Origin of the sequence: Variovorax rhizosphaerae, from assembly GCF_037889975.1 — a bacterium.
Classification (GTDB): Bacteria; Pseudomonadota; Gammaproteobacteria; order Burkholderiales; family Burkholderiaceae_C; genus Variovorax; species Variovorax rhizosphaerae.
Genome location: NZ_JBBKZT010000011.1, coordinates 89,936 through 104,642 on the forward strand (window position 1 = coordinate 89,936; position 14,707 = coordinate 104,642).

Genomic DNA, 14,707 nt, shown 5'->3' on the forward strand with positions numbered 1-14,707 from the left:
TGGTTATTTCACCGCGATGACCTTCGCGGTCGCCGTTGCGTCGAAGTTGAGCTTTGATGGCCAGGCAGGCCAGGTGGTACCGAGGACTGCCGAGTTCGGATCGCCTGCCTTCGCAAAGGCACCCAAGCTCTTCATCATCGCGTTGGACAAGTCGAGACGCCCCGGCTGATTGGCCTGCGTATTCGCGATGTTCGCGAACAGGGAAGGGCCGAAGTTGCCGAAGACGAAGGGCAAGTCGAAAGCATGCGCTGCACCGTAGATATCGTTCCAAGGGGCAGGCTCTTCGTCCCAGTTGAACTGGTAATACCAGACTGCCGCTTGCTTTGACTTCAACGCATCGAGGATGTTGTCACGACTCGCAATGAAGAAGAGCTGGTTCAGCAGATCGGTGCGTGCGTTGAAGCCCGTCATCGGTGTGGTTACCGGCAGGTAGACCGACGGAATCCACTGTTCGATGCTCACGGCAGGCGCGGCCTCCGGGTTGTAGCTGAATTGCGTCGAGAACAGCTGCGCGTCGCTGACGAGGCGCCCACTCACACCCCCCAGAGCAGGCGAGAGGGCCAGGAATGTAGGGAACAGCTTGGCCTCGTCACGCGTGTTGCCCGCCAGCACTGGCACCTTCAGATAGCTGCCCGCGTTGATAGATGCGATCGGATCGACCGGCAGCACGGTGCCCTCCGGGATCGGCCCCGAACCCGAAAGGCCCAACACCGAGAGTTTGGTGAGCAGCGTGGCGAACAGGACAGACGGGCTCTTGCCGCGCAGATAAGCGGCCATCTGCGTGTTGCCTTGCGCCGTTGCATAGGCCTGCGCCGAGGCCGTGTCCGTTGCCAGTCCGTCGGCGATCAACTGGTTCGACAGCAGCGCGTTGCCCTGTGCAAGGGCCGTTGATGCGGGGTTGAGCGTAGGCAGGCGGCCCGGAGCGAGGTTGGTCGCCAGCGAAAGGCCTCCGCTGAGCGGCACCGCGCGATGGAACAACTTCGGGTTTGCGTTGACCATCAAGGGCGAGGTCATCAACGCATAGACGTTGATGGCACCTGCCGACTGCCCCATCAGGGTCACGTTGTCCGGGTCGCCGCCGAAGTTGGCGATGTTGCGATTGACGAACTGCAAGGCCTTGATGCTGTCGAGCAATGCGAAATTGCCAGAATCCTCACTGGCGTCTGCACCGGTCTTGAGTTGCGGCATGTTCAAGAATCCGAAGATGCCAAGACGGAAATTGGTAGTCACTACGACGGCATTGGCGGTTCTTGCGAGCATGGCGCCGTCGTACACCGGGTCGGCGGTGTAGCCGGACACATTGCTGCCGCCATGCAGGAAGACGATGACCGGCAACTTGGAATCGCCGTTGGATGGCCGCCAGATGTTCAGGTACAAGCAGTCTTCGGAGCCGACCGCCTGGTTCAGGGTCGAGCCGATGGTGGCATCGTATTTGTTGTTGGCTCCGGGTCCGTAGATGCGACCGTATTGGACGCAGGCGTTCGCAAACTCCTGCGTCGCTTTCGGTGTCGTCCACGCGACCGGGTCGGCAGGTGCCTTCCAGCGCAGCTCATCAACGGGCGGCTTGGCAAATGGCACGCCTTTCCATGCGTAGGTGCCAGTTGAAGCGGATCCGTCAACGCCAACCACGATGCCGTGAGTGGTGTCTCTTGTCACAGGTGATATGGCGGGAACAAAGCCGTGGTCGTTGTCGCCGCCACAGGCGGTGAGCTGCAATGCGAACACCGCGCAAGCGGTGGGAAGCCATAGCTGACGGGGCATCGGAACGTCTCCTGCTTTGATCAAAGCCCAGACGTTATGCGCAGTGTTGAGGACGTCTATGAGTGCATTCCCCGGGGCAAGACGGCAGGGCTGCAGGGACGGTCATCAAGCGCTGGATGGTCAACGGACCGGGATGCGCCAAGTGCGACCAGCCTGCGCATCGGTGGCGGCAGTGGCATTGGCGCACGGGTTCAATGCGAACCTGGTGCGCAAGTGGCTGCGCGGGCGCGGCCTGCAGGGCGCGGGGCTGCAGGGCGCTATGCCGGTTGAGGCGGCACGGGGTGACCTGCCCGCGCTGGTGCTCGGGCATTGGTTCCACCGCCACCTGATCCTGGACTTGCACAGCCGCAAGATCGTGGGCTGGGAGGTCCACCTTGGTTGTGGAGTCCAGGGTCTTGTCGTTTGACTCCCCTCGGAGGGACCGCCATGGACCTCAAAGACGCCTTTTCCCTCCCAGATGACTGTGAGATGACTCGGCTTCGCGCAAGTGAAAAAGCCCGCTACAAAACTTGTAGCGGGCTTTCCAGTGGCCATGCGGCTCTTTGTCTTGGCTCCTCGACCTGGGCTCGAACCAGGGACCTACGGATTAACAGTCCGGCGCTCTACCAACTGAGCTATCGAGGAATATTGCTGAGCCTCGAATTATAGCGTGGCTTTTTCGGACTTTTCAAGAACTCACAACATTGCGCGAACTTCTCGCGCCGCATCAAACAAAAGTGGCAACAGTTCATGCTGCAACTGCGCTTCCGAACGCGGCCCGCCCGGGAGCACGACATTGAGCGCCGCCACCGTGTGGCCCTGCATGTTGCGCAGCGGCACCGCCATGGCCTGCACGCCCAGTTCATGCTCTTCGGTGGCAATGCAGAAGTCGTCCGCGCGCACCTGCGCAATGCGCTGGCGCAGCGCCTTGGCCTGGGTCAGCGTGTGCGGCGTCAAGCGTGGCAGCATGCGCCCCTTGAGCCAGGCATTGAGGCTCGCCGCGCTCATCGACGCGAGCAATACGCAGCCCGTCGACGTTGCGTGCACAGGCAGCCGCGCGCCCAGGTGCAGTCCATAGGCCAGCGTGCGTGTGGGCGCCCCATAGCTGCCGCTGCGCGCAATGATGACCACCTCCTCCCCATCCAGCACCACCGCGGAAAACGACTCATGCGTCTGCGCGGCAAGGCGGTTGAGCGTCGGCTGCAACGCGCGCGGCAACCTCGACGACGCCAGGTAGCTGCCCGAGAACCGCAGCACCTTCGGCGACATCCAGAAGTAGCTGCCGTCCGTCTCCAGGTAACCCAGATGCGTCAAGGTCAGCAGATGGCGTCGCGCAGCCGCACGCGTGAGCCCGGCACGCGCAGCCGCCAGCGTCGCATTGAGGCGCTGGCGCTCGGTGTCGAAGCTCTCCAGCACAGCCATGCCCTTGGCGATGCCTTCGATGAAATCCGGTTTGGCGATGGTCACTCGGATACCTTGATCGACTTGCTGCGCGATCATCGCGCAGGCATGCCAATCATCGCACACAGCCCTTGCGGCAGGTCTTCTGTCCCCGATGCCCGCCACCTACGCTCGAGGCTGATCCAGGAGACACCTCATGAAAACGCAAGTCGTCATCATCGGCGCCGGCCCCGCGGGCCTGCTGCTCGGGCAGCTTTTGTACCGTGCCGGCATCGACAACATCATTCTCGAACGCCAGAGCGGCGACTACGTGCTTGGCAGAATCCGTGCCGGCGTGCTGGAGCAGGTGACCATGGACCTGCTGCGCCAGGCCGGCGTCGCCACGCGCGCACTCGAAGAAGGACTCCCGCACGACGGCATCGAGTTGCTCTTCAAGGGAGCCCGGCACCGCATCGACCTGCACGGCCTGACCGGCGGCAAGCAGGTAACGGTATATGGCCAGACTGAAGTCACGCGCGACCTCATGGCGGCCCGTGCCGCCGAGGGCCTCACAACAATCTACAACGCAGCGCCCGTGAGCCTGCACGACTTCGACACCGCCAAGCCCACCGTGCGATACCAGAAGGACGGCGCCACGCACGAGATCGCCTGCGACTTCATCGCCGGCTGCGACGGCTACCACGGCATCAGCCGCGCCAGCGTTCCCGCCGACGCGGTGCACCTCTACGAAAAGGTCTACCCCTTCGGCTGGCTCGGCATCCTGGCCGATGTGCCGCCGGTCTCGCGCGAACTGATCTATGCCAACACTGCACGTGGCTTCGCGCTCTGCAGCATGCGCAGCGAAAGCCGCAGTCGCTATTACCTCCAGGTGGCGAGCGACCAGAAAGTCGAGAACTGGAGCGACGACGCCTTCTGGAACGAGCTGCGCCACCGCCTCGACCCCGAAGCCTGCGAGCGCCTGGTCACCGGCCCCTCGCTGGAAAAGAGCATCGCGCCGTTGCGCAGCTTCGTCGCCGAGCCCATGCGCTTCGGCAGCCTGCTCCTGGCCGGCGACGCCGCCCACATCGTTCCGCCTACCGGCGCCAAAGGCCTCAACCTCGCGACCGCCGACGTCGGCTTCCTGTCACGCGCGCTCGAGATCCACTACCGCGAAGGCAGCCAGTCCGCCCTCGATCGCTACTCGGAACTGTGCCTGCGCCGCGTCTGGAAGGCTGAACGCTTCTCCTGGTGGTTCACTTCGCTGATGCACCGGTTTCCAGAGAACGGCGAGTTCGGCCAGAAGATCCAGGAAGCCGAACTCGACTACCTCGTCAACTCACGCGCCGCGTCCACCTCGCTCGCAGAAAACTACGTAGGCCTGCCCGTGGAATCCTTCTGATCCTGGGGCAGGACACGCAAACGCGTGTATACCTCCGGCATGCAAATCACATGGATCGCGCCCGGCGAATCGCTGCCTGACCCGGCATTGGCCTGGGGCCCCGACGCCCCCGTGCCCGGCCTGCTGGCCGCTGGCGGCGAGTTGGGCGTGGAGCGCTTGCTGGAGGCCTACGGCAACGCGATCTTTCCGTGGTTCAGCGACAACCAGCCCATCCTCTGGTGGAGCCCCGACCCCCGCATGGTGCTGGAAGTGGCGCGCTTTCAACTGCACCGGTCGCTGCGGAAGACGCTCGAGAAATTCCGTCGCCAGGACGGCTGCGAGGTGCGCATCAACCATGATTTCGGGGCCGTGATCCGGGCTTGCGCAGCCGCGCCGCGCGCCGGCCAGTCGGGCACCTGGATCGTGCCGGACATGGTGGAGGCGTACATCGGCCTGCACCAGGCCGGCCATGCGCACAGCGTCGAAACCTGGATCGATGGCCGCCTGGCCGGCGGACTTTATTGCGTCGCCATAGGCCGCGCGGTGTTCGGCGAGTCCATGTTCGCGCGCCAGCCTGACGCGTCAAAGATCGCCCTCGCCGCGCTCGTGAGCTTCTGCCGCCGCCACGCCATGCCCATGATCGACTGCCAGCAGAACACCACACACCTGGCCAGCCTGGGCGCCCGGGAAATGCCACGCAGCGCGTTCATCTCGCACGTGACGCGCGCGCGAAAGCAGCAGGGCCCCGCATGGCATTTCGACCCTTTATACTGGGACGAACTCCTGCTTGCGCGACCTTCGCCGCTGACGTGACGCACCTCAAGGATCTTCCGCTCCACACGCTGCAGTTCTATGCGACTGCACCCTATCCGTGCAGCTATCTGCCGGACCGTCAGGCGCGCTCCCAGGTCGCCACGCCCAGCCACCTGATCCACAACGACGCGTACTCCGACCTCGTGCTGGCAGGCTTCCGGCGCAGCGGCATGTTCACCTATCGCCCCTATTGCGACGGCTGCCGCGCCTGCGTGCCGCTGCGTGTGAAGGTCGATGAGTTCAAGCCCACGCGCAGCCAGCGCCGTGCCATGTCGCGCCACGGCAACCTGCAGGCGCGCGTGCTCAAGCTCTGCTTCGTCCCAGAGCACTACCAGCTCTACCTGCGCTACCAGAACGGCCGCCACGCGGGCGGCGGCATGGACCACGACAGCATCGACCAGTACACGCAGTTCCTGCTGCAAAGCCGGGTCAATTCGCGCCTCGTGGAATTCCGCGAGACCCTGCCCGACGGCAGCGTGGGCGCGCTCAAGATGGTGTCGATCCTGGACGTCCTGAACGACGGACTTTCCGCCGTCTACACCTTCTACGAACCCGACGCCGGCGCCGGCTACGGCAACTACGGCGTGCTGTGGCAGATCGCGCAGGCCCGCACGCTGGGCCTGCCGCACGTCTACCTCGGCTACTGGATCTCGGGCAGTGCCAAGATGAACTACAAGGCCCTCTATTCGCCACACGAATTGCTGGTAGACGGCCGCTGGCAAGCGCAAGACGATTTCACAAAGTAAAATGGCAGGCGATACAACCCCGTACCGCCGCCCATGAGAAAACCCCAATCCGACGTCACTGCGACACCTGTCATCCAGGTGATCGAACGCATGTTTGCCTTGATCGACGTGCTGGCCTCTCGCGAGGAAGCCATCTCGCTCAAGGAGATCAGCGAGAAAACCGGATTGCACCCTTCCACCACGCACCGCATCCTGAACGACCTTGCCGTGGGCCGCTTCGTCGATCGGCCGGAGGCCGGTAGCTACCGACTTGGCATGCGCCTCCTGGAACTGGGCAACCTGGTCAAGGGCCGTCTCAATGTGCGCGACGCCGCACTGACGCCCATGCGCGAGTTGCACAAGCTCACCCAGCAACCCGTCAACCTGAGCATGCGCCAGGGCGACGAGATCGTGTACATCGAGCGGGCGTACAGCGAGCGTTCCGGCATGCAGGTGGTGCGCGCCATCGGCGGCCGTGCGCCGCTGCACCTCACCTCCACCGGCAAGCTCTTCCTGGCGGCCGACGATCCGCAACGCGTCCGCAGTTATGCCACGCGCACCGGTTTGGCCGGCCATACGCGCAACAGCATCACGCAGTTGCCGGCACTGGAACGCGAATTGTCGAAAGCGCGCCAATACGGCATCGCGCGCGACAACGAGGAACTCGAACTGGGGGTGCGTTGCATGGCTGCCGGCATCTACGACGACCAGGGCAAGCTCATTGCTGGCCTGTCGATTTCGGCACCTGCAGATCGACTCGACGACGGCTGGCTGCCGAAGCTGCAAGCCACCGCCAACGAGATTTCAGGTGCGCTCGGTCACAGCAGCGAGGCGCCGGCCGCATCTTCGGCCTGAAGGAATCAGCCAGTCATATATCAGTCACCGCGGACCGCCAACAGTTCGTGCGCCGGGGCTTTTGAAGCGAGCTTGTCGCAGAGCGATGCGACAGCAAGCCCCTTTCGTAGGCACCCGCAGAATCGGCTTTGCCGGGCTGCTGGGTGCGCGCCCCCCCGAGGGGGTAGCGCCCGAAGGCGCTTCTCGGGGTGGGCTCAGCTACCCGGCAACGCCGACCGTCAGCGCCTGATGCCGCGCCGCAGGCGTCGACATCAACTGCGTGGCCTCCACCCAGCGGCGAACGCGCTCGGCATCACCGATGCGGCTCAGCTTGCCGGCGGAATCCAGGAACACCATGATCAGCTTGCGTCCCGCAATCTTCGTCTGCATCACCAGGCATTGGCCCGCTTCCGAGATGTAGCCGGTCTTTTGCACGCCAATGTCCCAATCCGGGTTCTTCACCAGGCGATTGGTCGTGTTGAACTGCATCATCCGATTGCCGACCTCGACCTGGTACTCCGGCGACGTGGAAAGTTCACGCACCGTCGCGTCGGCCGACGCGGCATTCACCAGCAAGGCCAGGTCCTGCGCGCTCGACTGGTTGCCGCTCGACAGGCCGGTCGGTTCGACATAACGGGTGTCCTTCATTCCAAGCGAACGCGCCTTCGCATTCATCATGCTTACGAAGGTCGCCAAGCCACCGGGATAGGTGCGGCCGAGCGCATGCGCCGCACGGTTCTCACTGGACATCAGCGCCAAGTGCAACAGTTCGCCACGCGACAGGGTCGTGCCGACACGCAGGCGCGAGCGGCTGAACTTCTCGGTGTCGATGTCTTCCTCGGTGATCATGATCGGCTCGTCCATCGGCAGACGCGCTTCGCTCACGAGCAAGCCGGTCATCAGCTTGGTCAGGGATGCAATCGGCAAGACGGCATGGTCGTTCTTGCTGAACAGCACTTCGCGCGTGTCCTGATCAATGACAAGTGCCACGCTCGACTTCAGGTCGAGTTCGTCCTGGCTGTGCAGGCCGGCGAGTTGGCCGTACGAAAGCCTTGGCGGTGCGGCATCGGCCAGCCGGACCACGGAGCGGCGCTGCACTGCAACCACTGTCCTTCCATGGCGCGTGCGAACCGTTGCGACCACGTTCTTGCCAGCGCGAACGGACCGATCGGCCTTCTCGGCGCGGTCGACCTTGGATGCGCGCGCGGCCTTGGCCGGCGCAGACTTGGCGGCGACGGCTGGCTTTTGCTTGGCCCCAGCACTGGCTTGCGCCCTCTTGGTCGAACCCGCATCCGGATGCTTGGCCGCCTGCGAAGCAGGCAATAAAAACGCCGTGGCACACAGAGCGACGGCGATCATGCGAAAGGCGGATTGGAACCGCTGGCTGGAAACTCGATGTAGGCGGGCTTCGGGCATTGATAAATCTCCAGCGGGCGAAAGGAAGCGCGCAGTTTAACGAGTTAGAAAAAGACACGCAATATCAGTTACTTGCATTCGCTTCCTCATTCGAAAACAAAAGAACGCTCCGTCACTCAACCTTGCGCGGCAATTCTCTCAGCTTGGCTCTGTAACTTGTTGAGGGCGCTCAAATATGCCTTGGCCGAGGCCACCACAATATCGGGATCGGCCCCGACGCCGTTGACCACCCGCCCGGCATTCTGCAGGCGCACAGTGACCTCTCCCTGACTTTCGGTCGATCCGCTGATCGCATTCACCGAATACAAGACCATCTCCGCCCCACTCTTCACATGCGACTCGATCGCCTTCAGCGAGGCGTCGACCGGCCCGTTGCCATCGGACTCTCCGGTGACTTCCTTGCCATTGGCCGTGAACACCACCCGCGCCTGCGGCCGCTCGCCAGTTTCGCTGTGTTGAGACAAGGATACAAATGCAAACTGCTCACCAACGTGCGACCCGTCCTCGTCGCTGACCAAGGCGAGGATGTCTTCATCAAAGATTTCGCTTTTGCGGTCGGCCAGTTCCTTGAAACGTGCAAAGGCCGCGTTGATGTCGCCCTCGCTTTCCATGGTCACGCCGAGTTCCTGCAGGCGCTGCTTGAAGGCGTTGCGGCCACTGAGCTTGCCCAGGACGATCTTGTTGGTGGTCCAGCCCACGTCCTCGGCGCGCATGATCTCGTAGGTGTCGCGGGCCTTCAGGACGCCGTCTTGGTGGATGCCCGAAGCGTGCGCGAAGGCATTGGCGCCCACCACCGCCTTGTTCGGCTGCACGACGAAGCCGGTCGTCTGGCTCACCATGCGGCTGGCCGCGAGGATGTGCTGGGTGTCGATGTTCATGCTCAGCCCGAAGTAGTCCTTGCGGGTCTTCACGGCCATGACGATTTCTTCCAGCGAACAGTTGCCGGCCCGCTCACCCAGGCCGTTGATCGTGCATTCGACCTGCCGCGCGCCACCGATCTTCACGCCGGCCAGCGAATTGGCCACCGCCATGCCCAGGTCGTTGTGGCAATGCACCGACCAGATCGCCTTGTCGCTGTTCGGAATACGCTCGCGCAGCGTCTTGATGAAGTTGCCGTAGAGCTCCGGGATCGCGTAGCCCACGGTGTCCGGCACGTTGATTGTCGTCGCGCCCTCGGCGATCACGGCTTCCAGCACACGGCACAGGAAGTCCATGTCGCTGCGGTAGCCGTCCTCCGGACTGAATTCCACATCGCCGATCTGGTTGCGCGCGAAGCGCACGGCCAGCTTGGCCTGCTCAAACACCTCGTCGGGCGTCATCCGCAGCTTCTTTTCCATGTGCAGCGGCGAAGTCGCGATGAAGGTGTGGATGCGACCGCGGGCCGCCCCCTTCAGCGCCTCGGCCGTGCGCGAGATGTCGCGGTCGTTGGCCCGCGCCAGTCCGCACACGGTCGAGTCCTTGATGACGTTGGCGATGGCCTTGACCGCCTCGAAGTCACCGTTGGAGCTGGCCGGGAACCCGGCCTCGATCACGTCGACCTTCAGCCGTTCGAGTTGCCGGGCAATGCGCATCTTCTCGTCGCGCGTCATGGACGCGCCGGGGGATTGCTCCCCATCGCGCAAGGTGGTGTCAAAAATGATCAGCTGGTCGGTCATCGTGTCTCTCTCCGTACTTTGAAAATGCCGCTCTGCGCGTCAGGCCGGCTCAGCCACCGATTGTGCGCTGCGCGCGCCCTGCCCCCGCGCACGCTCCAGGCCCGAGACGATGGCCTTCAGCGAGGCCGAAATCGTGTCCGCATCGATGCCCACGCCGAACAGAGTTTGCGACTCGTCCACGCGCAATTCAAGATACGCCACCGCCTGGGCGTCCGCGCCGGCGCCGATCGCGTGCTGGTGGTAATCGATCACCCGCACGGCATGGCCGGTGGCGTCGACGAGGGCATGAATGAAGGCATCGATCGGTCCGTTGCCGCGCCCTTCGATGTGGCAAGTCTCGCCATCCCATTGCAGGTCGCCGCGCAGCACGATGGATGCCTTGTCACCCTCGCCCTGCTCCTCCAAGACGCGATGTTGCAAGGCATGCACGGTCTTCAGGCCGTACTCCCGCTCGAACAGGGCGTAGAGGTCGGCCGCGCTCAATTCCTTGCCGGCCACGTCCATCACGCGCTGCACCGTCTGCATGAATTCCATCTGCAGCCGGCGCGGCATCTCGATGCCGTATTCGCTTTCGAGCAAGTAGGCCATGCCACCCTTGCCGGACTGGCTGTTGACGCGGATCACGGCTTCGTAGCTGCGGCCCACGTCCTTCGGGTCGATGGGCAGATAGGGCATGTCCCAGATGTCGCCTTCCTTGCGCGCCGAGAAGGCCTTCTTGATCGCGTCCTGGTGCGAGCCCGAGAACGAGGTGTAGACCAGGTCGCCGACGTACGGATGGCGCGGGTGGACCGGGATCTGGTTGCAGTGCTCGACCGTCGCGCGGATGTCGTCGATGCGTGAGAAGTCCAGCTCCGGCGACACGCCCTGCGTGTAGAGGTTGAGGGCGACGTTCACCAGGTCCAGGTTGCCGGTGCGCTCGCCATTGCCGAAGAGGCAGCCCTCGATGCGGTCGGCACCGGCCATCAACGCCAGTTCCCCGGCCGCGGTGCCCGTGCCCCGGTCGTTGTGCGGATGGACCGAAAGCACGATGCCGTCGCGCCGCGCGAGGTTGCGTTGCATCCACTCGATCATGTCGGCAAAGATGTTCGGCGTGGAATGCTCGACGGTGGAAGGCAAGTTGATGATGCACTTGTTCTGCGGGGTCGCGTCCCAGACGGCGGTGACCGCATCGACCACGCGCTTGGAAAACGCGAGATCGGTGCCCGAGAACATTTCCGGCGAGTACTGGAAGGTCCACTGCGTGTGGGGCTGCTTCGCCGCGCAGTCCTTGAACATTTCGGCATGCGTCGTGGCGAGTTCGACGATCTCGTCCTCGTCCATGCCCAGCACCACCTTGCGCATCACCGGCGCGACGGCGTTGTAGAGGTGCACGATCGCACGCGGCGCGCCCTGCAGCGACTCGAAGGTGCGCGTGATGAGATGGTCGCGCGCCTGGGTGAGCACTTGGATCGTCACGTCATCGGAGATCCGGTTCTCTTCGATGAGTTTTCGCACGAAGTCGAATTCCACCTGCGAGGCCGAGGGAAAGCCGACCTCGATCTCCTTGAAGCCGATCGCCACGAGTTGCTCGAACATCCGCATCTTGCGCGCGATGTCCATGGGTTCGACCAGCGCCTGGTTCCCGTCGCGCAGGTCCGTCGACAGCCAGATCGGGGCCTTGGTCAGCACGGCGTCCGGCCAGGTGCGGTCCTTGAGGCCGATCGGTGCGAACGCGCGGTACTTGCGGTCGGGTTGCTTCAACATTTGATTCTCTCCATTGAGGGTGGTGAACCAGCAACCCAAAGCAAAACGGCCCGTTGCTGGTGCGAACGGGCCGTGTGAAAAGGTTTGCGCGTGCGCTACCGTCTCCGCCCGAAGGGGATCAGTAGTAGGGCCAGCGAAATCTTTTGCATGAGGGTGGCGAGTGTAGCAGACACAAAATCAGTTGTGCAGCCCGCGCTCATCGGGTTCGTCGGTCGATGTGCTGATCACGCTTACCGGATGCCCCTTGGCCTTGCGCCACGCATACACCACGTAGCCACTCAACCCATACGCCACGAACACGCCGAACAACACCGTCGGCGGGTCGATGTTGATGACCGCGATGCCCAACGCGATGAGCACGATCACCGCAAACGGCACGCTCTTCTTCATCTGGATGTCCTTGAAACTGTAGAACGGCGCGTTGGTCACCATCGTCAGGCCCGCGTACAGCGTGAAAGCGAAGGTGAGCCAACTGATCTGGTTCCACGTCAGGTACAGGGCTTCTCCGCCCCGCTTGCCGGATTCGGTCATGAGCCAAATGAACCCCGCCACCATCGCAGCGGCCGCCGGCGACGGCAGCCCCTGAAACCAGCGCTTGTCGACCACGCCGGTGTTGACGTTGAAACGTGCCAGGCGCAGGGCCGCGCAGGCGCAGTAAACGAACGCCGCGATCCAGCCCCAGCGGCCCAGCCCCTTGAGCGACCACTCGTAAGCGATGAGAGCCGGCGCGGCGCCGAAGGACACCATGTCCGACAGGGAATCCATCTGCTCGCCAAACGCGCTCTGCGTGTTGGTCATCCGTGCCACACGACCGTCGAGGCTGTCCAGGATCATCGCGGCGCCCACGCCCATCGCGGCCAGGTCGAAACGCGAATTCATCGCCATCACGATCGAATAGAAGCCGCCGAACAGCGCGGCCAGCGTAAAAAGATTCGGCAGGATGTAGATGCCCTTGCGGCGCTTGCGCGGCACGACTTCGCTGTGCACGGTGTCGTCATGCATCGAACTGCCCTCCAGCGCACGCGCCTTGGGCGCATTCAGCTATCAGTTTCATAGCAGGACGGGGGTTGATTCGCATCTGTGGCAGTGTAGTTCAGGCGCCTTTTTGCGCCAGTAATGAAAAAGGCCACCCGCGGGTGGCCAGCTAAGCCCCAGTGCCGGGCCACGTCCGGGCCGGCCCCCAAGGGGGATCAAGTCGACATGGCGGAGCCACATCGACTTGAGTTCTCGCAGAGGCGATCAGTTACGGGTCTGGTCGACCAGCTTGTTCTTCTTGATCCAGGGCATCATCGCGCGCAGCTTGTCGCCGACGACTTCGATCTGGTGCTCGGCATTCAGGCGACGGCGGCTGATGAGCGTCGGTGCGCCACCGGCGTTTTCCAGCACGAAGCTCTTGGCGTATTCGCCGGTCTGGATGTCCTTCAGCACTTGCTTCATGACCTTCTTGGTCTCTTCGGTCACGATGCGCGGGCCGGTGACGTACTCGCCGTATTCGGCGTTGTTCGAGATCGAGTAGTTCATGTTGGCGATGCCGCCTTCATAGATCAGGTCGACGATCAGCTTGAGCTCGTGCAAGCATTCGAAGTACGCCATTTCGGGCGCGTAGCCGGCTTCCACCAGCGTCTCGAAACCGGCCTTGATCAGCTCGACCGTGCCGCCGCACAGAACCGCTTGTTCGCCGAACAGGTCGGTCTCGGTTTCTTCGCGGAAGTTGGTCTCGATGATGCCGGCCTTGCCGCCGCCGTTGGCGGTGGCGTAGCTCAGGGCCAGGTCACGGGCCTTGCCGGACTTGTCCTGATGCACGGCCACGAGGTGGGGGACGCCGCCGCCTTGGGCATAGGTGCTGCGCACGGTGTGGCCAGGAGCCTTGGGCGCGACCATCCACACGTCCAGGTCGGCGCGCGGCTGCACGAAGCCGTAGTGCACATTGAAGCCGTGTGCGAAGACGAGCGATGCGCCTTCCTTGATGTTCGGAGCGACGTCGTTCTTGTAGACGTTGGCGATCTGTTCGTCCGGAAGGAGGATCATGACCACGTCAGCCGACTTCACGGCATCGGCGACTTCGGCGACCTGCAGGCCGGCCTTGCCGACCTTGTCCCACGAAGCGCCGCCCTTGCGCAGGCCGACCACGACCTTGACACCGCTGTCATTCAGGTTTTGTGCGTGCGCATGGCCTTGCGAACCGTAGCCGATGATTGCGACGGTCTTGCCCTTGATGAGGCTGAGGTCCGCGTCCTTGTCGTAATAAACCTTCATGAGATGCTCCTTCGTTGAATTCAGTGTGAGTGGTGGGATGGGGCATTTGCAGAACCCCGTGTGTTTTCCAGAAACACCGCAGGGCCGGCTTTGCCGGACTGCGGGTGTTGCCCCCGGTAGCGGGTTGGCGAAGCGACACGCAGTGCGCGCAGACTGGGGGCGAGCGACATGACTAGACGCGCAGGATGCGCTCGCCACGGCCGATGCCGCTGGCGCCGGTGCGCACCGTCTCGAGGATCGCGCTGCGCTCGATCGCCTCCAGGAATGCGTCGTTCTTGCCGTGGTCGCCGGTGAGCTCGATGGTGTAGCTCTTGTCGGTGACGTCGATGATGCGGCCGCGGAAGATCTCGGCCATGCGCATCATTTCCTCGCGCTCCTTGCCGACCGCGCGCACCTTCACCATCATGAGCTCGCGCTCGGTGTAGGAGCCCTCGGTCAGGTCGACGACCTTCACGACTTCGATCAGGCGGTTGAGGTGCTTGGTGATCTGCTCGATGACCTCGTCCGAGCCGCTCGTGACGATGGTCATGCGCGAGAGGCTCGCGTCTTCGGTCGGCGCGACCGTGAGGGATTCGATGTTGTAGCCACGGGCCGAGAACAGGCCCACCACGCGGGAAAGTGCGCCAGGCTCGTTCTCGAGCAGGACGGCAATGATGTGTTTCATAAGCGATGGACTCCTCTTTTCGCCGCCCTCCCCCGTGCACGGTAATGCGCGGGCTTGGCGGGCAATAGATTCGTCTACAGGTTGATTAAAGCGGGATCGGGCA

At 63.4% G+C, this 14,707-nt stretch carries 13 protein-coding genes and 1 tRNA gene; 5 read left to right on the forward strand and 9 right to left on the reverse strand.

What is annotated here, in order from left to right; all coding sequences use genetic code 11:
- Window positions 1-3 precede the first annotated feature (3 nt).
- Window positions 4-1,761, reverse strand: coding sequence for a carboxylesterase/lipase family protein (locus WKW82_RS23165; protein ID WP_422823559.1), 1,758 nt, complete (start codon window positions 1,759-1,761; stop codon window positions 4-6).
- A 142-nt stretch (window positions 1,762-1,903) separates the two neighbouring features.
- Between WKW82_RS23165 and WKW82_RS23170 the strand changes: the two genes are divergently transcribed.
- Complete coding sequence (locus WKW82_RS23170) at window positions 1,904-2,167, forward strand: hypothetical protein (protein WP_340344700.1); 264 nt, start codon at window positions 1,904-1,906, stop codon at window positions 2,165-2,167.
- Between the two features lie 142 nt (window positions 2,168-2,309).
- On the opposite strand, the gene WKW82_RS23175 is transcribed toward WKW82_RS23170, so the two are convergent.
- Together WKW82_RS23175 and WKW82_RS23180 are read right to left on the reverse strand one after the other, a co-directional pair.
- Window positions 2,310-2,385, reverse strand: a tRNA-Asn gene (locus WKW82_RS23175).
- 51 nt (window positions 2,386-2,436) lie between these two features.
- Window positions 2,437-3,207, reverse strand: a complete 771-nt coding sequence (locus WKW82_RS23180) for an IclR family transcriptional regulator domain-containing protein (protein WP_340344701.1) — start codon at window positions 3,205-3,207, stop codon at window positions 2,437-2,439.
- A 130-nt stretch (window positions 3,208-3,337) separates the two neighbouring features.
- Between WKW82_RS23180 and pobA the strand changes: the two genes are divergently transcribed.
- Genes pobA through WKW82_RS23200 form a run of 4 tightly spaced genes read left to right on the forward strand, consistent with a single transcriptional unit; the run spans window position 3,338 to window position 6,891 of the window.
- Window positions 3,338-4,519: a 4-hydroxybenzoate 3-monooxygenase gene (pobA, locus tag WKW82_RS23185; protein ID WP_340344702.1), complete on the forward strand. Its 1,182-nt coding sequence runs from the start codon at window positions 3,338-3,340 to the stop codon at window positions 4,517-4,519.
- A 39-nt stretch (window positions 4,520-4,558) separates the two neighbouring features.
- The gene (gene aat / locus WKW82_RS23190; RefSeq protein ID WP_340344703.1) at window positions 4,559-5,311 is read left to right on the forward strand and encodes a leucyl/phenylalanyl-tRNA--protein transferase; all 753 of its coding nucleotides are present in this window, start codon (window positions 4,559-4,561) and stop codon (window positions 5,309-5,311) included.
- Complete coding sequence (locus WKW82_RS23195) at window positions 5,308-6,057, forward strand: arginyltransferase (protein ID WP_340344704.1); 750 nt, start codon at window positions 5,308-5,310, stop codon at window positions 6,055-6,057. Before aat ends, WKW82_RS23195 begins: the two co-directional genes overlap by 4 nt.
- Before the next feature lie 33 nt (window positions 6,058-6,090).
- A complete protein-coding gene (locus WKW82_RS23200; protein WP_340344705.1) occupies window positions 6,091-6,891 on the forward strand; it encodes an IclR family transcriptional regulator in 801 nt (266 codons plus the stop codon).
- 198 nt (window positions 6,892-7,089) lie between these two features.
- On the opposite strand, the gene WKW82_RS23205 is transcribed toward WKW82_RS23200, so the two are convergent.
- From WKW82_RS23205 to ilvN, 6 genes are all read right to left on the reverse strand, one after another.
- Window positions 7,090-8,286 carry a serine hydrolase gene (locus WKW82_RS23205; RefSeq protein WP_340344706.1) on the reverse strand — a complete coding sequence of 399 codons (1,197 nt, stop codon included), beginning with the start codon at window positions 8,284-8,286 and terminating at the stop codon, window positions 7,090-7,092.
- A 116-nt stretch (window positions 8,287-8,402) separates the two neighbouring features.
- Window positions 8,403-9,941, reverse strand: a complete 1,539-nt coding sequence (locus WKW82_RS23210) for a 2-isopropylmalate synthase (RefSeq protein ID WP_340344707.1) — start codon at window positions 9,939-9,941, stop codon at window positions 8,403-8,405.
- 39 nt (window positions 9,942-9,980) lie between these two features.
- The gene (gene leuA / locus WKW82_RS23215) at window positions 9,981-11,684 is read right to left on the reverse strand and encodes a 2-isopropylmalate synthase (RefSeq protein ID WP_340344708.1); all 1,704 of its coding nucleotides are present in this window, start codon (window positions 11,682-11,684) and stop codon (window positions 9,981-9,983) included.
- 177 nt (window positions 11,685-11,861) lie between these two features.
- Window positions 11,862-12,686 (reverse strand): CDP-diacylglycerol--serine O-phosphatidyltransferase, encoded by an 825-nt coding sequence (gene pssA, locus WKW82_RS23220; protein WP_340344709.1) that lies wholly within the window; start codon window positions 12,684-12,686, stop codon window positions 11,862-11,864.
- Between the two features lie 237 nt (window positions 12,687-12,923).
- Complete coding sequence (gene ilvC / locus WKW82_RS23225) at window positions 12,924-13,940, reverse strand: ketol-acid reductoisomerase (protein ID WP_340338097.1); 1,017 nt, start codon at window positions 13,938-13,940, stop codon at window positions 12,924-12,926.
- A 172-nt stretch (window positions 13,941-14,112) separates the two neighbouring features.
- Window positions 14,113-14,604 (reverse strand): acetolactate synthase small subunit, encoded by a 492-nt coding sequence (ilvN, locus tag WKW82_RS23230; protein ID WP_213959179.1) that lies wholly within the window; start codon window positions 14,602-14,604, stop codon window positions 14,113-14,115.
- Between the last annotated feature and the right edge of the window lie 103 nt (window positions 14,605-14,707).

Excerpts from the sequence above, each read along its gene's own strand:
- WKW82_RS23165 (WP_422823559.1), bottom strand. The coding sequence starts at position 1,761 with ATGCCCCGTCAGCTATGGCTTCCCACCGCTTGCGCGGTGTTCGCATTG.
- pobA (WP_340344702.1), top strand. The coding sequence starts at position 3,338 with ATGAAAACGCAAGTCGTCATCATCGGCGCCGGCCCCGCGGGCCTGCTG.
- aat (WP_340344703.1), top strand. The coding sequence starts at position 4,559 with ATGCAAATCACATGGATCGCGCCCGGCGAATCGCTGCCTGACCCGGCA.
- WKW82_RS23200 (WP_340344705.1), top strand. The coding sequence starts at position 6,091 with ATGAGAAAACCCCAATCCGACGTCACTGCGACACCTGTCATCCAGGTG.
- WKW82_RS23205 (WP_340344706.1), bottom strand. The coding sequence starts at position 8,286 with ATGCCCGAAGCCCGCCTACATCGAGTTTCCAGCCAGCGGTTCCAATCC.
- WKW82_RS23210 (WP_340344707.1), bottom strand. The coding sequence starts at position 9,941 with ATGACCGACCAGCTGATCATTTTTGACACCACCTTGCGCGATGGGGAG.
- leuA (WP_340344708.1), bottom strand. The coding sequence starts at position 11,684 with ATGTTGAAGCAACCCGACCGCAAGTACCGCGCGTTCGCACCGATCGGC.
- pssA (WP_340344709.1), bottom strand. The coding sequence starts at position 12,686 with ATGCATGACGACACCGTGCACAGCGAAGTCGTGCCGCGCAAGCGCCGC.
- ilvC (WP_340338097.1), bottom strand. The coding sequence starts at position 13,940 with ATGAAGGTTTATTACGACAAGGACGCGGACCTCAGCCTCATCAAGGGC.
- ilvN (WP_213959179.1), bottom strand. The coding sequence starts at position 14,604 with ATGAAACACATCATTGCCGTCCTGCTCGAGAACGAGCCTGGCGCACTT.